Source organism: Halobaculum saliterrae, assembly GCF_009831625.1.
Taxonomy (GTDB): domain Archaea; phylum Halobacteriota; class Halobacteria; order Halobacteriales; family Haloferacaceae; genus Halobaculum; species Halobaculum saliterrae.
On sequence record NZ_WUUS01000001.1, the window covers coordinates 220817 to 241675 of the forward strand.

The following is a 20859-nucleotide window of genomic DNA, read 5'->3' on the forward strand; positions in this document are numbered from 1 at the left end:
ATATGAGCCTCGCACGCTACGCGGTCCGTCGAGTCGTCTTCCTCGTCGGGACGCTGTTCGGCGCGTCGGTCATCACGTTCGCGCTCGTGAACGTCCTCCCGGGAGACGTGGCGGTGATGATCCTAGGGACGAGCGGGAGCCAAGAACAGGTAGAGGTGCTCCGCCAGCAACTCGGCTTGAATCAGCCGGTGTACATCAGGTACCTCGACTGGATCGCCGGCGTGCTCCAGGGAGACATGGGCACGTCGCTGCGCTTCGGCGACCCGGTCGCGACGCTCATCGCACAGCGGTTCCCCGCGAGCGCGTTCCTCGCGTTCTCGGCGCTGACGATCGCCGTCCTCGTCGCGATCCCGATGGGGATCGTCGCCGCGGTCGAACAGAACACCTGGAAGGACTTCCTGACGAGTGTCGCCGCCTTCACCGGCATCAGCCTCCCGAACTTCTTCTGGGGGATGGTGTTGATCCTGCTCATCGCGAGCTACGCCTCGTTGCTTCCGCCGTCGGGGTACGTCAGTCCGACCGAGGACCTCGGGTCGGCGTTCGCGCACGTCCTGTTGCCCGCCGGCGCGCTCGGATTCAGCCTGATGGCACACATCACGCGGATGACCCGGTCGTCGCTCATCGAAGAGCTCCGCTCGGGGTACATCGAGCTCGCGAAGATGAAGGGGCTGACGAACCGGCGGATCGTCCTCCGGCACGCGCTCCGGAACGCGTTCCTCCCGGTGTTGACCGTGATCGGCTTCCAGCTCGGCTTCCTGTTCGGCGGGATCATCATCATCGAGCAGCTGTTCGCGTACCCCGGACTCGGCCGGCTCGCGTTCAACGCGCTGCTCAACCGCGACGCCCCGCTCATCCAGGGGTCGGTGCTCACGATCGCCGTCGTGTTCATGACGAGTAACCTCGTCGTCGACCTCCTGTACGCCGTCATCGACCCGCGAGTCACCGCGGGGGGTGAAGGCTGATGGCGGCAGAGACGGAAACCGGGTCGGCGCGGGTCCTCGACCGGTACCAGCGCGAGCGCCTCGTCAAACTCGCTCGCAGCATCCGGCGTAACACGAAGGCGCTCGTCGGACTCGCCCTCATCCTCGGACTGGTGGTGCTCGCCATCGTCTCCCCGATGCTGATCTCCGAACAGGCGGCCAACCAGATGAACGTCCAGGACCGGTTCGCGGCGCCGAGTCTCGAACACCCGTTCGGGACGGACAACTTCGGCCGCGACATGTTCTCGCGGACGCTGTTGGGCGTCCGGATCAGCCTCTACGTGGGCATCACGAGCGTCGCGATCGCGTCGTCCGTCGGCGTCCCGCTCGGCGGGCTCGCCGGCTACGCCGGGGGAGCGGTCGACGACCTCATCATGCGGACGATGGACATACTGATGAGCTTCCCGCCGATCCTGGTCGCGATGACGATCACCGCGGTGATCGGTCCGACGCTCAACAACGCGATCCTCGCGCTCGGCCTCGTCTACATCCCCTACTTCGCCCGGGTGACGCGGTCGGAGGCGATATCGGTCTCGCAGGAGGAGTTCGTCGAGGCCGCACAAGCGCTGGGCGAGCGGGACTCGTACGTCCTCTTCAGGGAGGTGTTGCCGAACGCGGCCGCGCCGATCATCGTCCAGGCGAGCATCAGCATCTCCTTCGCCATTCTCGCGGCGGCGGGGCTGTCGTTCCTCGGGCTCGGCGCGCAGCCGCCGACGCCGTCGTGGGGACTGATGCTCCAGCAGGCGAAGCAGTACCTCACGCAGGCACCGTGGATGGCCATCTTCCCGGGGCTCGGGATCGCGACGACGGTTCTCGGGTTCAATCTCTTCGGGGACGGCATCCGCGACATCCTCGATCCCGACGCGAACACTGAATTCGGTGTTACCGATGAGTAGCCACCCGACGCAACCCACGGACGACGTACCGGACGCGACGACGAGCGACAGCCAGGACCGGCTCCTGACGGTCGACGGGCTCGAGACCGTGTTCCGGACGGAGGAGGGAGTCGTCCGCGCGGTCGACAACGTCGACTTGCACCTCGATCAGGGCGAGATCGTCGGCCTGGTCGGCGAGTCCGGCGCCGGCAAGAGCGCCACCGCCGAGTCGATCCTCCGGCTCATCGATTCTCCCGGCGAGATCGTCGGCGGGACGGTCGATTTCAACGGGCGTGACGTGCTCGAGATGACCGAGGCGGAACTGCGGGAGTTCCGGGGCACGGAGACGGGGATGGTGTTCCAGGACCCGACCGGCACCCTGAACCCGACGATGACCGTCGGTAAGCAGGTCGCCGAGGCGGTGAAGTCGAACGACCCGTCGCTGTCGGCCGGCGCCGTCAAGGAGCGGTCGGTCGAGATCATGGAGCGCGTCGGGATCCCGAACGCCTCCGCCCGCTACGACGAGTACCCCCACCAGTTCTCCGGGGGCCAGAAACAGCGGATCGTCTTCGGGATCGCGATCGCGAGCGAGCCGGACCTGCTCGTCGCCGACGAGCCGACGACCGCCCTCGACGTGACGATCCAGGCGCAGATCCTCGACCTGCTCGTCGAGCTCCGCGACGAGTTCGGCATGAGCGTCCTGTTCATCACCCACGACCTCGGCGTCGTCCGGGAGGTGTGCGACCGGGTGATGGTGATGTACGCCGGCAGCGTCGTCGAGTCGGGGCGGGTCGAGTCCATGTTCGCGGAACCGCGCCACCCGTACACGAAGGGGTTGCTGGCGAGCAACCCGGGCCTCGACTCGGACGTGATCGAGGGCGAAGCGGCCGCCCCCGATCGCCTCCGGGTCATCGAAGGCTCGATGCCCGACCTCACCGGCGGAGACTTCCGCGGGTGTAAGTACGCCGACCGGTGTCCCGGCGCGACAGAGGACTGCCGGAGCGAACACCCCGCCCTCGAGAGCGTCGCCGTCGGCGACGAGCGCCGGGAGGTCGCCTGCTACCGTCACGAGGAGATCGACGACATAGAGTACACCTACGATCACGAACCGCGGAGCCTCTCGTGGCGTTCCGTGAGGGACGACGGCGCCGCCGGTGACGGGGCCGAACCGGGCGTCCCCGACGCCCGGCAGTCCGGTGAGCGCGACGGAGCGCCCGTCCTCTCGGCAGAGGGGCTGAAGAAGCACTTCGAGACCGGGAACATCGTCGACGATCTCCTCGGTCGCGGGGAGACTGTCAAAGCCGTCGACGGGATCGATCTGGAGATCGACGCCGGAGAGACGCTCGGACTCGTCGGCGAGTCCGGCTGCGGGAAGTCCACCGCCGCCCGAGCGATCCTCCAACTGCACAAACCGACCGAGGGAACGGTCGTCTACCAGGGTCGCGACATCACCGCCGCCTCGAAGCAGGAGCTCCGCGGGATCCGACGCGACCTGCAGGTGGTGTTCCAGAACCCGCAGTCCAGCCTCAATCCGCGGCGGACGGTCGGCCAGATCGTCCGCCGCCCGATGAAGCTCCACGGGCTCGCGGACACCGACGAGCGGCGCGAGCGAGCGAGAGAGCTGATCACGGAGGTCGGACTCGACGAGCGGCACCTGGAGCGCCGCCCGGGCGACCTCTCGGGGGGCCAGCAACAGCGCGTGGCGATCGCGCGGGCGCTCGCGGTCAACCCGGAGCTGATCGTCCTCGACGAGCCGGTCTCCGGCCTCGACGTGTCGATCCAGGCGCAGATCCTCAACCTGCTCTCGGACCTGCAGGACGACATGGGGCTGTCGTACCTGTTCATCAGTCACAACCTCTCGGTGATCGAGCACATCTGCGACCGCGTCGCGGTGATGTACCTCGGCGAGCTGGTCGAGACGGGGACCACCGAGGACGTGTTCGCACCGCCGTACAACCCCTACACGGAGTCGCTCCTGTCGGCGATCCCCGGCCGGGCCGACGCAGCCGACCGGATCATCCTCGAGGGCGACGTTCCCGACCCGTCGAACGTGCCCTCGGGCTGTCGCTTCCACCCGCGGTGTCCCCACAAGATCGGGGACGTCTGCGAGGAGGAGGAGCCGGCGGTCCACGAGGCGAGCGACGGCCACGGGATCAAGTGCCACCTGCTCCGCGAGGAGTACCGCGACCGCGTCGACTGGGACGAGATCTGAGTCGCCGGCCGCGGTCCGGCGGGCGCGGCCGCAAAGCGCCCGCGTACAGTTCCTCACTGGCGCCGCTTACAACTCCTCGCTGTGGCGAACGTCCACCGCGATCCCGCGCGTCGACGAGCGCATCTCCGCGCCGTGCATCCCCGCGCGGCCGACGGCGAACGCCCGCGGTCCCTCGACGACGACCTCGTCGCCGACGCGGATGTCGTCGTCCGCGTCGACGACACCCGGCGCGAGGACGCTCCCCTGCGGCACGAACGAGTCGATCTCCACCCGCTTGGTCGGCGCGTCGCCCTCGACCCACCGGCGGGCGCCCGCGAGGGTGAACGCCAGCGCGCCGTACGTCGGCACCATCGTCGCGAGCAGTTCCTCGTCGTCGTCGCGGACCTGGAGCTTGGGGTATCGCGAGCGCGTGTTCAGTTCGTCGAACAGGTCGTCGCCGGCGCCGTCGCCGAGCATGTAGTCGGCGATGGCGCGGACGGTGTTGTGCTGGCGCTCCCGCTTCGTGTACTTCAGCTCGCCGTCGAGCGTCGACATGAGGTTCCCGATGGACTCGGTCGTCGTCGGGTGATCCTCGACCGTGTACTCGAAGGGCACGTCGACCCGTTCCTCGACGCGCTCACAGATCTCCCGGTAGCCGTCCGCCGGAACGTGGGCGATGACGCGGGGATACTCGTTACGCTCCAGGTACCGCCGGAGCACCTCGGCGACGAACTGCTTCTCGTCCTCGGACCACCGGCCTGTCACCACCGTGTCGTAGTGTTGGGCGGGGTAGGTGAGTTCCAACTCCTGGGGAACGACGCCGATGGGCGAGGTCATCGACGCGAGGTGCGCGCGGAACTGGATGGCGTCGTGGAACTGCCCGTGGCTCTGGCTCTCGGAGTACGGCTTGCGGGCCGAACACGGAACCAGTACGAGCGGGTTGCGGAAGCGGTTGACGTACCGCTCGCTCACGCGCTGGGCGAACCGCTGGATCTCCGGCCGGCGGATCGTGTCGCTCGTCGCCGCCGCGAGTTCGTTGTTGCGGGCGACGGGCGCGCGCTCCTCGACGTACGCGTACTGCTGGTCCAACTCGCGGAACGCCGCGGTGAGCCACTGCTCGTGGCGGGCCTGCCCCTCGACATAGTCGCGGAGCCGGCCCTCACGGATGCGACGGCGGACGCGCCGGAGTTCGGCCTCCAGCGCGTTGACGTTGTGTTCCTCGCAGGCGGCGCGGTCGAACTCCTCGCGCGGCACCTGACAGGCGGGGCACGAGCAGGGGAGCTCGTCGAGATCCTCCAGAAACCGCTCCCCCTCGTCGGTGAGGTACTTCCCCTGCGATCCCTTCACCCGAGCCCGCTTCGCGTCGACGAGATCGACGCCGGCGTACACGAGCGTCGCGACGTTCAGCGGGGTGGCGACGCCCGAGAGATAGAGCGCGGTGTCGGCGGGTACCGCCTCACGCACGTCGATCACCGCGTCGGCGAACGCCGAGGCGTGGCCGACGACCCCCTGTGCGTTCGAGAGCACGTACGCGTCCACGGAGGCGTCGGCGGTGCCACCGGCGTTGGGTGCGTCGCCGGAGATCACGGCGGCGGTTGCCCCGTCGACGGCGGCGGCCGACTCGGCGTAGTCGGGGGCGAACGCGTCGACGACCTCCTCGCGGGTTCCGGCGGGGTACGCGCGGTGCGGGAGGATCGTGAGCGCGGCGTCGTCGTCCGCCGGAACGTCGCGCTCGGCGTTCCACAGCGACCCGGCGTCGCGGACGACGTCGTCCGCGAGTGCCGGGGTCGTGAGGGGCGTATCGAGGCGGAGTTCCCCGAGACGGGCGGCCCCGTCCCGCTCGTGGACCTCGAAGTAGTCGGTCATGTCCCGAGGTGTGCGGCCCGGGCGTTATTCGCTTTCGCTTCGAGATTCGGCGGGTTCGTCCGCGTCGGCCTCCGGGGAGTCCGCGTCCCCACCGGCGTGTGTGTCGGCGTCCGCCCGGTCCGCATCGGCATGCAAGTTCTCCAGCGTCACGGACTCGGGAACGGCACCGAGCGCGTCCGCGTCCCAGCCCTCGTGCGCGAGCGTGACCTCCGTTCCGGGGTTCGCCTCGACGAGCGCGCGGATGCCCTCGGCGGCGGCGCGCTCGGCGGCCGCGTCGGTGCGGTCGGGCACCTCGGCGGTCAGCGGGTACGTCTCCGAGAGCGCACGGGGGAACGGCCCGAACGGCGGCACGACGCGCCAGACCTCGTCGTAGTCGTGCTCGGAGGGCGTGCCGTACTCGGTGCACAGCAGGGAGTCGGGCACCGACAGGCGCGCGAGCCGGTCGTGGTGGCGGCGAACCTCGGGTCGCCGCGCGGACTCGTGGGAGAGCCCGAAGAACGTCCCCTTGGAGGCGCTGTCGATGCGCTCCAGTTGGTCGGCGTGGTCCAGCAGCGCGCGGTAGCCGTCGGCCATCGCGGGGTGACCGCGGGCGCGCTTCTCGACGAGTTCCAGCAGGTCGCCGTCGCGGATCGCCTGCTTCACGCGGCGTAGTTCCTCGAAGGTGACGTGGAGGTTGTGCTCGGCGAGCAATGCCTCCTGTTCGTCCGCGTCGACCGCCCGGAGCTCATCGGGCGTGTACTCGTGACAGATTGGGCACGAACACGGGAGGTAGTCGAGGTCCTCCAACTGCTCCGTTCCCGAGACCGTGAGGTAGCGGCCGTCCCGCGCCATCAGCGCGTACGCGGCCGAATCGAACAGGTCACAGCCGAGCGCGACCGCCAGCGCGAACATCATCGGGTGGCCCGCGCCGAACAGGTGGACCGGGCAGTCCTCCGCGAGCCCGCGCTTGGCGGCGGCGACGGCGTCGACCATGTCGTCGTAGCGGTAGCTGTTCATCATCGGAACGACCGCGCCGACCGGGAACACGTCGAGGTCGGTCGCCGCGGCCTCTCGTCCGGCCTGTTCGCGCAGGTCCGGGTACGTGCTCCCCTGCACGGGCGCGTTCACGAGCATGTCGCCCACGTCGACCGCCTCGGCGTCGGCGAGGGCCTGACGGGTCACGTCGAGGTCGGACGCGGCCTGCTCGCGGCTCGCGTCCGGCGGCGTGGGGATGTCCACCGGGGTTCCCACGTCGCTGCCGATGTCCCGCTGGAACTCCAGGATCTCGGTCGTCGTGGTGTCGATCTCGCCGTACTCGGCGAGCTGGAAGCTCCCGGAGTCGGTCATGATCGCGCCGTCGAAGCCGAGCATGTCGTGGAGGCCATCCTCCAGTGCCCGCTCTCGCACGTCCTCGGTCGTGCGGATGATGTAGGAGTTGGTGATCAGCATGTCGGCGCCGAACTCCGAGCGGAGTCGACTCGGATCGATCGTCTCGATGTTGGGATTGATCACCGGGAGGAGCGCGGGAGTCTCGACGGTGACGCCCGCACGGGGGACGGTCAGCTCCCCGATGCGACCGGCCGCGTCGTGGTCCCGGATCTCGAAGTGGTCGCGCATGGCCGGGGTTCCCGGGGCGCGCGAGTAAGGGTTCCGCTCGGCGGTCGCGGGTCTCCTCTCGCCCTCGACCGTGGCGGTTGTGACGGTTGTGGCGAACGGACGACACGCGATCAATCCGGTGAGGCGGTCGGCGGCGATCGCCGGAGACCGGCGGCCACGGGGCGGGCGTGTCGTCGCGTCGCGGCACGCCCCGCGGCGGTTCAGTGCACGGGCGCCCCGGAGTGGCCCCGGGATCACGGAAGAACGTTCGGACGATCCACGGCTCCGAGCGACGAGGTAGCGCCCCCGGGCAGCGAGGGAGAGGTGCGCCGGCGATCAGATCGCCGGGAGCAGCGTCAATACGTCCGCGAGGACGAGGGACGCGGTCTCGCTGGGAGAGCCCGCCTCGGGACCGTACACGACCACCACGTACAGTCCCGCGAACAGCACGGCGTCGTAGGCGCCGTGGATGAACGACGGGACGACGAGGTTGTCGGTGTACTCGTACGTCGCCCCGAACACGAGCGTCAGCGTCGAGAGGATGCCGATCGTGACGATCCGGCCGGAGGGCGCGCCGGTGAGCGCGACGTAGTGAACCGCGCCGAAGATGACGCTCGCGAGCGGGATCGCGACCCACGGCGAGAACGCCTCCCGGAGGCGGCTCTGGACGACGCCGCGGAACAGGATCTCCTCGCCGGGCCCGATAAAGATGAACGCCGCGGGGATGAGCAGCAGCAGCACCTCGGGGTTCTCGGCGCCGAACTGTGCGATCTCGTTTTCGGCGGTCGGCGCGTCGGCCTGCTGGGCGAGCGTGCTCGCCGCGACCAGGATCAGCAGCGACCCGAAGAAGCCGCCGACGGCGACGACGACGTCGCGAAGCGTGGGGACGCCGAACAGCGACAGCGGCGGGCGCCCCGTCCGGATCAGGTAGGCCGAGGCGACGCCGCCGAAGGAGATCCCCTGCACGAGCACGAGCGACAGGCCGATGAGCACCAGCGGCGACGGCTGATAGCCGACGAGGCCGAGCGCGAGGAACACGACGAGGACGATGACTCCCGCGGCGACGATGCCGGAGAACCCGATCGCGGGCGCGACGACGAGGGCCTGTATCCGCGGGTCCAGCGACCGGAACCACGCGGTCAGCGTCTGGAGCGGGCCGAACGAGACCATACCCGACCTCCGGGTGCCACCCTGAAAGACCTGACCCAGCGACGGCGGCCACGTCGCCCCGTCGTGGTCGGCTCGATCACCCGACGTCGGCACCTCGAATCGGCTTCCCCGTGCCGATCACTCCGGGCCGGTCCCGTCGCGTGCGTGTTCGTACATCGACACGCCGAGGACGCTCCGGCCGTCGCGGACGTCGCCGGTGAACACGGCGTCGCGGAACCGAGCGTAGTCGGCTGTCGTCGGGCGAATGCTCTCGTTGAAGTCGAGATCCGCCGTCGCCGACGGGGTGCACCCGCGCGCGAGGAAGTAGTGGTGCACGGAGTTGGCGAAGCCGTTCGCGGGTTCGACCGCGTGGAACTTCTCGATCGACTCGGCCTCGTAGCCGGTCTCCTCGCGGAGTTCCCGTCGCGCAGTCGCGGCGAGGTCCGCGTCGTCGTCCTCGACGCCGCCGGCGGGGAGGCCGCGATTCACCCGCCCGACGGCCTGCCGCCACTCCTCGACGAGCACCACGTCGCCGTCGGGAGTCAACGGGAGGATCACCACCGCCGGCGGTTCCTCGAGGTAGTGGAAGTCCGTCTCGGTGCCGTCGGGGAGCCGTACGTCGTCGCGTCGGACGTCGAAGCCGGGACACGAGTAGTCGATGTCGCTGTCGAGCGTCTCCCACGCGAGGTCGTCGTCGGGGTCGTCGCCCATGGTGTACCTTCGCGTTCACGCGCGCCGGCAAAAGCGTGGCAGAACTCGCGTCGTCAGCGACCGAGGCGCGTCCGGACCGCGGAGGCGCCGCCCGCCAGCACGAGCGCCAGCGACACGAGCGTGAGCGCGACCTGCGTCTCACCGAACCACACCGGCGCCCACGGCGCGGCCGCGCGAACGCCGACAACGAGCGTCGAGAGGACGGGGATCCCGGACTCGCTCGACCCGTCGTCGAGGTTCACGCCGTCGCTCGTCGCCAGCGGGAGGTCGCGCTCGGTCCCCTGGAACTCCCGCGGGACGCGGTCGGCCTCGTACGGGATACGCTCGGTCGGGTACGTCCAGACGGCGGTGCCGTTCTCGTCGATCTCGACGACCCGCTTGTTCAGCGTGTCCGTGATCAGCGTGTGGCCGTTCTCCAGTCGGTCGGCGTCGCGCGGCCAGTGGAGCGAGCGGCCGTCGACGCTCCTGACCACCCACGCGATCTCCCAGTCGCCGTCGTCGCTCCGGTGGAGTTCGACGACGCGGTCGTTGTCGGAGTCGGCCACGAGAACCGCGCCGTCGCCGAGCCACTGCGGGTTGTGCTGGTGGTCGAGGACCGACGGGTCGCCACAGCGCACGTCGCCGTCGCCGTCGGTGTCGCGCAGTTGTCCGTTGCCGGTACAGGACTCGTCCGAGGAACCCTCGGCGTCCTCGTTGACGATCTCGACGACCTCGCTGCCCCCGTCGTCGGTGCGCTCGACGATCACCAACTGGTTCGCGTTGCGCACGGAGACCAGGAATCGATCCTCCCCGATACGGTCGATGTCGTTGATGTGGAGCCAGTCGGTCCGGGTGGGATCGTCGGGGGCGTCGTAGATGGTGGAGGCGTTCCACGTCCACGTCACCTCGCCGTCCTCCACGACCATGATCCGCTCGTTGTCCATGTCGGTCATGGCGAACCCGCCGCCGGGAAGGGGCTCGGCGTCGTGGATCTCGCTGTTCGACTGCGAGCGCACGGGGAAGCTGTACTCCTCGACGACCGCCGCGCCGCCGTCGGCGTCGGGATCGATCAGTCGAACGCCCGTGTGGGCGCACGGCGACTCGTAGGGGCCGCACTCCTCGTAGCCGCTGTCCATGAATCCCGCGAGCACGCGGCCGTCCGAGAGCCGCTGCACGTCGAAGTAGCTGTCCGCGGAGTCCTCACGCCACTCGATGTCGGTGCCGTCGAGCAGGTAGGCGCTGCCGTGTTCGTGCCACCCGGGCCCACCGCCCTGCGATCCCACGAGCGTCGCACGCTCGGCGCCGTCGTCGACGGCGGCGGTCGAGCGATCCGGGGCGACCAGCGCGCTTCCGGCGACGGTCAACCCGAACAGGAGCACGCCCGCGAGGACCAACTCGACCGCGCGTGTTCTCATCGGTGAACGCGAGCCATGCGCCGAGCAAAAGCCTTCGGTCTCGCGGTGTCGTTCCGGGCCGTCAGAACAACGCCCGCACCCGATCGAGCGTCGAGTCGAGGTCGCCGGAGTTGTCGACGACGACCGGGTCCTCGACCGGCTCGAACTCCTCGCGGAGCAGATCGTACACGCCGACGTCCGCGTCCGACGGATCGTCCGCTCGCGACCGGATGCGATCCTTCGCGGTCTGCTCGTCGCAGCTTACTCGCACCAGCCGGAGCGCGGCGTCCCGGCGCTCGGCGAGATCGCGCGCCTCCCGCCGGCGGACCGCGCGACGGAACGTCCCGTCGAGGACGACCGGGTCGCCCGCCCCGAGGCGCTCACTCGCGCGGTCGAACACGGCCTCGTACGTCAGGCGCGACTCCTCGTCGGTGTAGGACGGGTCGGGGAACAGATCCTTTCGAACCACGTCGGTGCGGACGATCGCGGCGTCGAGGCGGTCTGCGATCGCCGCCGCGACCGTCGATTTCCCGGCACCCGGGAGCCCGCAGACGACGACGAGACGCGTGGTGTCCGACATCGATGTCCGTTCGACGGGTCGGCGCTCGGGACCGAGTATCCGTCGGTTCACGCTCACAGAGAAATCATCGTTGATATCTGGAGGTGTAGATACTATACGACGATCCCGGTACGTGTCGATATCCCAGAGCTGGGAGCAACCGAAGACACAATGTTCGAATTCATCACGGACGAGGAAGAGCGCGGGCAGGTTGGTATCGGGACGCTCATCGTGTTCATCGCGATGGTGCTGGTGGCGGCGATCGCCGCCGGCGTCCTCATCAACACCGCCGGCTTCCTCCAGAGCAAGTCGCAGGAAACGGGACAACAGAGCAGTAAACAGGTCAGCGACCGCGTGCAGGAGGTCGCCACCGTCGGCAACGTCAACAGCGCCGGAGACGCAGTCAATTTCGTTAACGTGACGGTGACGCAGGCCGCCGGCGCCGGCGAGATCGACCTGCAGAACACGACGGTCACCTGGATCGGTCCCAGTGGGACCTACCAGCTGATCGCCGCCGCCGACTTCGACAACACACCGGCTGCTACCGGCGAGACGTTCACCTACGACATTATCAAGGACAGCGACGGCAGCGCGCCCGTCCTGAACGACAACGACGACCGGCTTCAGTACATCTTCGACGTCGACCAGTTCGCCGGAGGCAACCTCAACGAGGGCGAGGAAGTGACCATCAAGATCAACACGAGGGCCGGCGCGACCACCGAGATCCGGTTCTCGGTCCCCGAGTCGCTCGGCAACAAGGAAGCCGTCGAGCTGTAAGTCGGCTCACTTCCTTTCTCTCGATTCTCCTCGATGGGTAGTGGCGACGACGGCCGCTCGGTCCCCCGCCGTGTGGTGAGGATCCGACCGGTCGGTCGTCGACGGCGCGTTCGTCCCGCGAACCCATCGGCGTCGCAGGCGCCGGCTAACGAAGTATGGCGTCCCCGTCCCCGGACGGGAGATGAGCGAGGACGACGACGGGGGCGGCGGTCGAGCGTGGTACAGACGGGACGCCCTGCGAGCGACGGGAGCGCTTGCCGCCGCAGCGGCGATCGGCGAACCGACGGCGGCCGTGGACCCGGCGGCGGAAACGTCGTACGTCGTCGAGCAGGGGTCGACGTGCGTTCCGGTTCGTCCAGTACAGGGGTCGCTCACGGCCGAAGAGTTCTACGAGTACCGGCTGCCGCCGCGGTACGTCTCCGAGGAGAACGGCGCGGTCGTCGGTGACGAGGACCGATACAACTCGGCGGGAACGCGCGATCTTCAGCGCCCGGACACCAGCATCCTCCTGCTGTACGACGGTCCGGGAGGCGTGAGCTTGGTCGTCGTTCACGGCGGCCCGGACAGTCGCGACGGCGGGTCGGCGACGTTCACCTTCGGCGGCATTCCGATCACCGGCGAGTGGGCCGTCAGGGACGACCAGTACGACGGGTCGTCGAACTACGACCGGTGGAGCGTCGACGGCGAGCCGCAGCGTATCGACTGGACCTGGGCGGCCGGTCGCACGGACGGCGGCGTGTTCCGCCCCCTCGGCACCGAGGTCGACGTGACGATCGATCCCGCGTTCAACGAGGCCGCCGAGCTGTTCGGCGTCAACTACGAGGGCACCGTGACCGACTGGGAGCTCCTCTCCGCGACCGAATCCGGCATCGAGCGCGCGGCGCTCGCGCTCGATGAACCGATCCGCATCAGAGCCGGATCGTGCGGCTCCGATGGGACGACTGACAGCGGGGGCGACAACACCGATTCGGACACTCCGGACGACAGCGAGGGTGACTCCGACGAACAGGACGAAAGCGAGGACGACGAGACGGGAGACGGGAAATCGGGCCCCGCGGACGACAGTGGTCCGCCCGAGGACGCCGGACCGCCTGACGACGCGGGTCCGCCTGACGACGCGGGACCGCCCGATCACTCGAACGCACCGGACGATGCCGGTCCGCCCGACGACGCCGGCCCGCCCGACGATGCCGGACCACCCGACGACGCCGGTCCGCCCGGTAGCGACCCCGAAGACGATCGGGATTCGGACGAGGACGACGACGAGAACGATGACGACGATGGGAGTGACGACGACGAGCACGAACGTGAGAAGGGAGACGACGAAGAGGGGGATGACGACGAAGACGACGACGCCGAGGAAGAAGACGACGACGAGGACGATGAGGACTGAATCACGCGGTTGAGTCGACGGATCGAGAGAGTTCCGCACTCACGGACCCGTCGCCCACGACAGCTCGACGGAAGCAGCTGCCGGTTCCGCGGTCGTCTCGAAACCGACGGTGACGACTCTCCGAAGCGTAGAATGCGGGAAGTGGGCCGGCGCGAATTTGAATCGCGGTTACGGCCACCCGAAGGCCGAAGGATACCAAGCTACCCCACCGGCCCGCATCCCGAGGAACGCCGGGCGTTCTGTTAAGGCTTCCGAACGCGGGGCAGTCCCCCGATCGCGTGCCCCCGCCGGAGACCGACTCCGGACCGACGCTCAGTACCGCTCGTAGCCGTCGGTGTCGAGATAGTTGTTGGCGACGCTGATAGCGTGATCCGCGTGGATCGCCTCGGGGCCGAGCCGAACCCGGCGGTCGGCGCGGTCGGCGAGGAGATCGGCCTCCTCGGCGGTGAAGTCCGAGTGGTCCGAGAGGACGAACACCGGATCCTCGGGCGGTTCAGTCTCGACGATCGGATCCCCCTCCTCGTGCAGTTGGACGAGCGTACCGTCGATCGCGTCGAGCGTCTCGGCCACTCCCATCCGGTACAGTTCGACGCCCGGAGACACCTCGGCCGGCATGTGGCCGATCGCGTTCTCGCGTGCATCGAGCGCGTCGCGAACCCGTGCGGCGGTCGTGCGCTCGTCGGGATGGAGCCCGCGGGCCGTCGCGCCCGAGAACCGGACGGTGTACTCGTCGCCGAGCACGAGGTGGACGCGGCTGTCCTCGCGGATCCCGTGCGAGAGGAACAGCCCGGCGTTGACACAGCGACACAGCAGATCCAGTCGCCCCGCCCCGCCGGCGAGGTCGTCGAGACTGAACTCGGGCGTCGTGGGGGCGTCGTGACCGCAGACGACGAACTGGCGCATGCACGGCGTCGATCCGCGGAGACAATCGGCGTTCCGATCGGGGTCGGTCCCCTCGGTGGCGGACGTTACCGACACCAACAGCAATAAGTATAAATAGTGTTGTAAGCCATGGATCCATATCCCGCTTTGGGTAGAAAAACCATGACAAAAGACGACATCACTCGCGTATTCGACCGAATGAACCGGCGCACGTTCCTAACTGGAACCGGCGCGGCGGGCGTCGCGGCCGTCTCCGGCTGTCTCGGCGGCGACAGCGGCCAGAGCGACGACGAGACGACCGACTCGGGCTCCGACGGCGGCTCGGACACCGATTCCGACACCGACTCGGGCGACGACTCGGGAGGCTCGAGCGGCGGCACGCTCAACCTCGCGCTCGTCAAGAGCCCGCTAGAGTTCGACCCGATCGTGCTCAACGACGTGCCGTCCGATCAGGTGGCCAGCCAGATCTTCGAGGGGCTGTACACGTACGACGAGGGGACCGGCGTCGTCCCCGAGCTCGCGACGGGCGAGCCCGAAGTCAACGACGACGGCACCGTGTACACGGTGACGATGACGACGGACGCGACGTTCTCGAACGGCGACCCCGTCACCCCCGAGGACGTGAAGTACAGCTTCGAGGCCCCGGTCGACGAGGAGACCGAGAACGCCTCGGAGTTCAACATGATCGACTCGATCGAGACGGAGGGCGACGACACGATCGTGTTCAACCTGAAGTACCCGTACGGGCCGTTCATGAACACGCTCGCCGCCGGCCGTATCGTCCCGATGTCCGTCCGCGAGGACGACAAGGACGCGTTCAACACCCAGAACCCCGTCGGGTCGGGGCCGTTCGTCTTCGACGGCTGGCAGGAGGGCGACTACGTCGACCTCGTGCGCAACGAGGACTACTGGGGCGAGCCGATGGCGAACCTCGAGAAGGTCCACTACACGCCGATCACGGAGGCGACGACCCGCGTCACCACGCTCCGCAACGGCGAGAACGACGTGGTCGAGGAGATCCCGCCGAAGCTGTACTCGACGGTTCGCGACATCGACGACGCGAGCATCGACGAGGTGCCCGGGATCGGCTACTTCTACCTCGCGTTCAACTGTAACGAGGGCCCGACGTCGGACCCGATGGTCCGCGAGGCGATCGACTACTGCTTCTCGATGGACAGGGCCGTCGAGCAGTACGTCGAGCCGACCGGCGTCCGCCAGTACGCGCCGACGCCCGCCTCGATCACCGAGGACTGGGGCTTCCCGATCGACGAGTGGGAGCAGATCCCCCACGACAAGAACATCGACGAGGCGACCGCCCTCTTCGAGGAGGCCGGCGTCTCGATGGACTACAACTGGAAGATCATCGTCCCGCCGGACGACAAGCGCGAACAGATCGGTATCTCGGTCTCGAACGGCCTCAAGGAGGCCGGCTTCAACAACGTCTCGGTCCAGCGGCTCGACTGGGGCGCGTTCCTCGAGGCGTACGTCACCGGCAACGAGGACGACTACAACATGTACACGCTCGGCTGGTCCGGCACCCCCGACCCCGACGCGTTCACGTACTACATGTTCGGCCGTACGGACGACACGCTCGGCGTCACCAACGGGTCGTACTACGGCGCCAACAGCCAGCGGGGCAAGGACGCCGCCCAGAAGATCGTCGACGCCCGACAGTCGGCCGACCGGGAGGAACGCAAGCAACTGTACACCGAGGCGATCACCACGATCCTCGAGGACCGCGCGCACCTGCCCGCGTACAACCTCAAGAACAGCTTCGGCGTGAAGGACTACGTCAACGACTTCACGTCGCACCCGGTGGACTCGTTCCACCTGGTCACCGACGACAACAACGTCTCGGTCGACAAGTAGATCGAATTCCCGAACCGGGCGTAAACTGACGGGAGCGGCCTCGAACCCCGCTTCCGCGAACTTATATATCCCCGTGCGAAACGAAGCCACACGACACTAGAGACATGGGACGCGCACAGTACACGATCCGACGGGTCCTGCAGGCGATACCGGTCCTGCTCGGGGTCGTCACGATCACGTACTTCCTGATGGAGGCGATGCCGGGCGACCCCGTGAGCATCATGCTCGGGCCGTCGCCCAGCGCCCAACAGGCCGCCGCCATCAGAGCGAAGTACGGACTCGACCAGCCGCTGTGGCTCCGCTACCTGAACTACCTCTGGGACGTGGTACAGCTCGACCTGGGAACGAGCCTGTACTACGAGGTTCCCGTCACCCAGAAGATCCTCGAACGGATGCCGGTGACGATCCTGTTGCTCGTGTCGAGTTTCACGTTCGCGATCGTCACGTCGGTCCCGCTCGGGATCATCTCGGCCCAGCGACGCAACAAGCCCACGGACCACGTCGCCCGGGTCGTGGCCCTGCTGGGCGTCTCGACGCCCTCCTTCTGGATCGGCCTGGTGCTCATCATCGTGTTCGCCTATCAGGTCAGTTGGTTCCCCGCGACCAACCTCGTGCTCCCGTGGGCGTCGCCCGCGGAGGTGGGCGTCGACAGTCAGCTCGACGTGCTCGTCACGTCGCTGCACCACCTCGTGTTGCCGACGATATCGCTCGGCACGCTCCAGATGGCGGCGCTCACCCGGATCGAGCGGTCCTCGATGCTGGAGGTGCTCGGCGAGGAGTACGTCAAGCTCGCGCGAGCCTACGGCGTCAAGGAGACGACGATCCTCCGCAAGCACGCCTTCCGTAACGCACAGCTCCCGCTGATCACGCTGTTGGGGCTCCAGCTCACCAGCGCCATCGGCGGGGCGGTGTTGACCGAGACCGTCTTCTCCATCAACGGGATGGGGACGCTCATCATCACCGCGATCAACAACCAGGACTTCGCGCTGGTCGTCGGCACGACGCTCGTGCTCGGCTTGGTGTTCGTCGTCGGGGTCATCATCACCGACCTCTCGTACGCGTACATCGACCCGCGGGTCACCTTCGAGGACGCAGACTGATGGCGACGACAACCGGATCCGACACCGACTCGCGAACCGAGAGCGACGCACAGGCCGTCGAGTCCGACCCCGAACAGCCCGCCGCGAACGTCGGGTGGCGCTACACCGTCTCGCAGGTCCGTCGCGACCCGACGGCGCTGGCGGGGCTGGGGATCATCGGGGTCGCGACGCTCGTCGCGGTTATCGCGTTCCTCGATCAGACCGTTCTCCCGATGTTCGGGATCGAACAGTACGCCATCGCGCAGGCGGTGTGGATGAGTCCCAACGCCGAGGTCGCCCCCCAACTGCTGCCGCCGGCGTGGACGACCAACGTCTTCGGCGAGGGGACGTGGGCCCACCCGCTGGGCACCGACGACCGCGGACGCGACATCCTCGCACGGGTGTTCTACGGCACGCGGATCGCCATCTCCGTCGGCGTCATCGCGACGACCATCGCGCTGGTCGCCGGGACGGTCGTCGGGTCGGTCGCCGGCTACTACGGCGGCCGCATCGACGACGTGCTGATGCGCGCCGTCGAGACCCTGTACGCCATCCCGTTCCTCGTGCTCGTCATCGTGTTCATGGTCGCGTTCGGTCGCGACCTCACGTTCGCGATGATCGGCGTGGGGATCGCCAACATCCCGACGTTCGCCCGGCTCATTCGCTCGCGGGTGCTGTCGGTACGCGAGGAGGACTACATCGAGGCCGCGCGGGCGGCCGGCGTGCGCGACCGCAACATCATCTTCAGACACGTCATCCCGAACAGCTTCGCGCCCGTTCTGGTACAGGCGACCCTGCAGATCGGCGTGGCGATCCTCATCGTCGCCGGGCTGTCGTTCCTCGGCTTCGGCGCACAGCCGCCCACGCCGTCGTGGGGACAGATGCTCTCGCAGTCGCGTGACTACATGCTGCCCGACCCGTGGTTCAGTATCTGGCCCGGGCTCGCGATCCTCATCACCGTGGTCGGCTTCAACCTGCTCGGCGACGGGCTTCGCGACGCGCTCGACCCCCGTATCAACAACTGATGTCCGAACCACTACTCACAGTCGAGAACCTGAAGACCCAGTTCTTCACCGAGGAAGGCACCGTCCGCGCGGTCGACGGCGTGAACTTCGAGGTCAACGAGGGCGAACTCGTCGGCCTCGTCGGCGAGTCCGGCGCCGGGAAGTCGGTCGCCGCCCAGTCGATCATGCGGCTCGTCGAGGAGCCGGGGCGGATCGTCGACGGCACCGTCACGTTCGACGGGAAGAAGCTGGTCGACATCGAGGAGACTCCCGACGGCCGGATGGAGGAGTCCGACGAGATGCTCTCGAACCGGGAGATGCGCGAGCAGGTCCGCGGTCGCGAGATCGCGATCGTCTTTCAGGACCCCATGGAGTCGCTCAACCCCGTGTTCAAGGTGGGCGCCCAGCTTCGGGAGTTCATCGAGTTGAACCGGGGCGTGAACGAGTCGGAGGCGAAGACGATCGCCGTCGACATGCTCCGGGAGGTCGGCATCCCCGAACCCGAGGCTCGCTACGACGACTACCCGCACGAGTTCTCCGGCGGGATGCGCCAGCGCGTGCTGATCGCGATGGCGCTGGCGTGTGAGCCGCGGCTCATCATCGCCGACGAGCCGACGACCGCGCTCGACGTGACCGTCGAGGGGCAGATCCTCGATCTGGTCAGCGACCTCCAGGAGCGGTACGACACCGCGTTCCTGTGGGTCACCCACGACATGGGCGTCGTCGCGGAGATCTGCGACCGCGTGAACGTCATGTACCTCGGCGAGGTCATCGAGGAGGCCGAGGTGGACGACCTGTTCCACGACACGAAGCATCCGTACACCGAGGCGCTGCTGCGGTCGATGCCTCGCCCCGACCGATCGGTCGAGTCGCTCGACCCGATCAAGGGGGTGATGCCGGAGGCGATCAATCCCCCCTCCGGGTGTCGATTCCACACGCGCTGCCCGGAGGCCCGGGAGGCGTGCAAGGAGTTCCACCCGGAGTACCAGGACGTGAGCGACGCCGACGAGGCGCCGCACGCGGTGTCGTGTATCAAGTACGAGCGCGTCGGCTACGAGGACAGCGACCCGCTCCAAACGGAGGCGACGGGCGCCTTCGCGGGCGGGCTCGCCGACATGCGCGGCGACGACGACGGCCGGGACCCCGCCGGCGTTCCCGGAGGTGAGGCCGATGAGTGAGGCCGACGGAACGGGCGCGCTCGGCACCGGCGCCGGCGGGACCGACGACGACACGATCCTCAGCGTTCAGGGACTGACGAAACACTTCAGCCAGTCCGACGGAATGCTGTCGGCGCTGTTCGACGAGCCGCCCGTTCGCGCCGTCGAGGACGTGAGCTTCGACGTGAAGCGCGGGGAGACGCTCGGGCTCGTCGGCGAGTCCGGCTGCGGGAAGTCGACGCTCGCGCGCACCATCCTCCGACTCGTCGATCCCACCGACGGCGCCGTGTACTTCGAGGGCGACAACCTCGCGGAGCTGTCCGGGTCGAACCTCCGCGAGCGCCGCCGCGACCTGCAGATGATCTTCCAGGATCCCCAGTCGAGCTTGGACCCGCGGATGAAGGTCGGCCCCATCGTCGAGGAGCCGATGAAGGCCCACGGCCTCTACAAGGGCGAACGCGAGGAGCGCGCCCGCGAGCTGTTGGAGAAGGTCGGCCTCGACCCGCACCACTACAACCGGTACCCGCACCAGTTCTCCGGCGGGCAACGCCAGCGGATCAACCTCGCGCGGGCGCTGTCGGTGAACCCGGACTTCATCGTCTGCGACGAGCCGGTGTCGGCGCTCGACGTGTCGATCCAGGCGCAGGTGCTCAACACGATGCAGGAGCTGCAGGACGAGTTCGGCCTCACCTACCTGTTCATCGCCCACGACCTCAGCGTCATCCGGCACATCTCCGACCGCGTCGCCGTGATGTACCTCGGGAAGCTGGTCGAGCTCGCCGAGACCGAGGAGCTGTTCGAGCACCCCGAACACCCGTACACGAAGGCCCTGCTCGATTCCATCCCGGTCCCGGATCCGCGCTCGGAGGGCGCCCGGAGCGTGCTGGAGGGGGACGTTCCCTCGCCGATCGAGCCGCCGTCGGGCTGTCGGTTCCGGACCCGGTGTCCGAGGCTCATCCAGCCCGACGAGTTCTCGATGGACTCCGACACGTGGAAGGCCGTCCGCGAGTTCGCCCGCGCCGTGGACCGGCGCACCTTCGAGGCCGACGACCGCGCCGCGGTCCGTGCGGAGTTCTTCCCCGACGGAACCCCGTCGGGACGCGCGGGGACCGTCGTCGACGACGCGCTCGATCGGGTCGCCGACGACGAGTGGGAGGACGCGGCCGAACAGCTCATTTCCACGTTCGCCGACGCGAGCATCTGTGCGACCGAGGAGCCCTCCTACTCGGTCGACCCGACGATCGGCGACGGCGAACACTTCGCCGCCTGCCACCTCCATCGCGATGACGTGGAGGCGCCCGCCCCGGCGGACGACTGAGGCGTCCCGCACGCCGACGACTGAGGCGACCGGCCGTCGGTCACGTTCCCCGCGTTCTTCGGTTCTCTCGACTCGTTCGACGACGACGCCACGGCGCCGTC

Annotated in this window: 17 protein-coding genes and 1 tRNA gene; 10 read left to right on the plus strand and 8 right to left on the minus strand. The window is 68.3% G+C overall.

Features of this window, described 5'->3' with window-relative positions; all coding sequences use genetic code 11:
• Window positions 1–2 precede the first annotated feature (2 nt).
• From GRX01_RS01130 to GRX01_RS01140, 3 genes are read left to right on the plus strand one after another with little or no spacing between them, the layout of a single operon-like run.
• Entirely contained in the window at window positions 3–962 is a 960-nt protein-coding gene (locus tag GRX01_RS01130) for an ABC transporter permease (protein WP_159662586.1), read from the plus strand.
• Window positions 962–1876 (plus strand): ABC transporter permease, encoded by a 915-nt coding sequence (locus GRX01_RS01135; RefSeq protein ID WP_159662588.1) that lies wholly within the window; start codon window positions 962–964, stop codon window positions 1874–1876. The genes GRX01_RS01130 and GRX01_RS01135 overlap by 1 nt, the downstream gene beginning before the upstream one ends.
• On the plus strand, window positions 1869–4067 hold the full coding sequence (locus GRX01_RS01140) for a dipeptide ABC transporter ATP-binding protein (protein ID WP_159662590.1): 2199 nt from the start codon (window positions 1869–1871) through the stop codon (window positions 4065–4067). The genes GRX01_RS01135 and GRX01_RS01140 overlap by 8 nt, the downstream gene beginning before the upstream one ends.
• A 66-nt stretch (window positions 4068–4133) precedes the next feature.
• Here GRX01_RS01140 and arcS read toward each other — a convergent pair whose 3' ends face one another.
• The 6 genes from arcS to GRX01_RS01170 all read right to left on the minus strand — a co-directional run bounded on the left by arcS (window position 4134) and on the right by GRX01_RS01170 (window position 11300).
• Entirely contained in the window at window positions 4134–5912 is a 1779-nt protein-coding gene (gene arcS / locus GRX01_RS01145) for an archaeosine synthase subunit alpha (RefSeq protein ID WP_159662592.1), read from the minus strand.
• 24 nt (window positions 5913–5936) lie between these two features.
• Window positions 5937–7508 carry a tRNA guanosine(15) transglycosylase TgtA gene (gene tgtA / locus GRX01_RS01150; protein WP_159662594.1) on the minus strand — a complete coding sequence of 524 codons (1572 nt, stop codon included), beginning with the start codon at window positions 7506–7508 and terminating at the stop codon, window positions 5937–5939.
• Window positions 7509–7823: 315 nt separating this feature from the next.
• Entirely contained in the window at window positions 7824–8657 is an 834-nt protein-coding gene (locus GRX01_RS01155) for a CPBP family intramembrane glutamic endopeptidase (RefSeq protein WP_159662596.1), read from the minus strand.
• A 117-nt stretch (window positions 8658–8774) separates the two neighbouring features.
• Window positions 8775–9347, minus strand: coding sequence for an NUDIX hydrolase (locus GRX01_RS01160; protein ID WP_159662598.1), 573 nt, complete (start codon window positions 9345–9347; stop codon window positions 8775–8777).
• A 53-nt stretch (window positions 9348–9400) separates the two neighbouring features.
• Window positions 9401–10741: a hypothetical protein gene (locus tag GRX01_RS01165; RefSeq protein WP_159662600.1), complete on the minus strand. Its 1341-nt coding sequence runs from the start codon at window positions 10739–10741 to the stop codon at window positions 9401–9403.
• A 61-nt stretch (window positions 10742–10802) separates the two neighbouring features.
• Complete coding sequence (locus GRX01_RS01170) at window positions 10803–11300, minus strand: AAA family ATPase (protein WP_159662602.1); 498 nt, start codon at window positions 11298–11300, stop codon at window positions 10803–10805.
• A gap of 150 nt (window positions 11301–11450) precedes the next feature.
• Here GRX01_RS01170 and GRX01_RS01175 point away from each other — a divergent pair, with 150 nt between their 5' ends.
• Window positions 11451–12056 (plus strand): archaellin/type IV pilin N-terminal domain-containing protein, encoded by a 606-nt coding sequence (locus GRX01_RS01175; RefSeq protein ID WP_159662604.1) that lies wholly within the window; start codon window positions 11451–11453, stop codon window positions 12054–12056.
• A 181-nt stretch (window positions 12057–12237) separates the two neighbouring features.
• Window positions 12238–13449 (plus strand): hypothetical protein, encoded by a 1212-nt coding sequence (locus GRX01_RS01180; protein ID WP_159662606.1) that lies wholly within the window; start codon window positions 12238–12240, stop codon window positions 13447–13449.
• Window positions 13450–13591: 142 nt separating this feature from the next.
• Here the strand turns inward: GRX01_RS01180 and GRX01_RS01185 are convergent.
• Both GRX01_RS01185 and trmY read right to left on the minus strand, forming a co-directional pair.
• Window positions 13592–13664: transfer RNA gene (locus tag GRX01_RS01185), tRNA-Pro, on the minus strand.
• A 97-nt stretch (window positions 13665–13761) separates the two neighbouring features.
• Window positions 13762–14352: a tRNA (pseudouridine(54)-N(1))-methyltransferase TrmY gene (gene trmY, locus GRX01_RS01190; protein WP_159663225.1), complete on the minus strand. Its 591-nt coding sequence runs from the start codon at window positions 14350–14352 to the stop codon at window positions 13762–13764.
• A 177-nt stretch (window positions 14353–14529) separates the two neighbouring features.
• On the opposite strand from trmY, the gene GRX01_RS01195 reads away from it, so the two are divergent.
• From GRX01_RS01195 to GRX01_RS01215, 5 genes are all read left to right on the plus strand, one after another.
• Window positions 14530–16200, plus strand: a complete 1671-nt coding sequence (locus tag GRX01_RS01195) for an ABC transporter substrate-binding protein (protein WP_233740799.1) — start codon at window positions 14530–14532, stop codon at window positions 16198–16200.
• 104 nt (window positions 16201–16304) lie between these two features.
• The gene (locus GRX01_RS01200) at window positions 16305–17300 is read left to right on the plus strand and encodes an ABC transporter permease (RefSeq protein ID WP_159662610.1); all 996 of its coding nucleotides are present in this window, start codon (window positions 16305–16307) and stop codon (window positions 17298–17300) included.
• Window positions 17300–18304 carry an ABC transporter permease gene (locus GRX01_RS01205; protein WP_159662612.1) on the plus strand — a complete coding sequence of 335 codons (1005 nt, stop codon included), beginning with the start codon at window positions 17300–17302 and terminating at the stop codon, window positions 18302–18304. Before GRX01_RS01200 ends, GRX01_RS01205 begins: the two co-directional genes overlap by 1 nt.
• A complete protein-coding gene (locus GRX01_RS01210) occupies window positions 18304–19461 on the plus strand; it encodes an ABC transporter ATP-binding protein (RefSeq protein ID WP_159662614.1) in 1158 nt (385 codons plus the stop codon). The genes GRX01_RS01205 and GRX01_RS01210 overlap by 1 nt, the downstream gene beginning before the upstream one ends.
• A complete protein-coding gene (locus GRX01_RS01215) occupies window positions 19454–20758 on the plus strand; it encodes an ABC transporter ATP-binding protein (RefSeq protein ID WP_159662616.1) in 1305 nt (434 codons plus the stop codon). Before GRX01_RS01210 ends, GRX01_RS01215 begins: the two co-directional genes overlap by 8 nt.
• Window positions 20759–20859 lie beyond the last annotated feature (101 nt).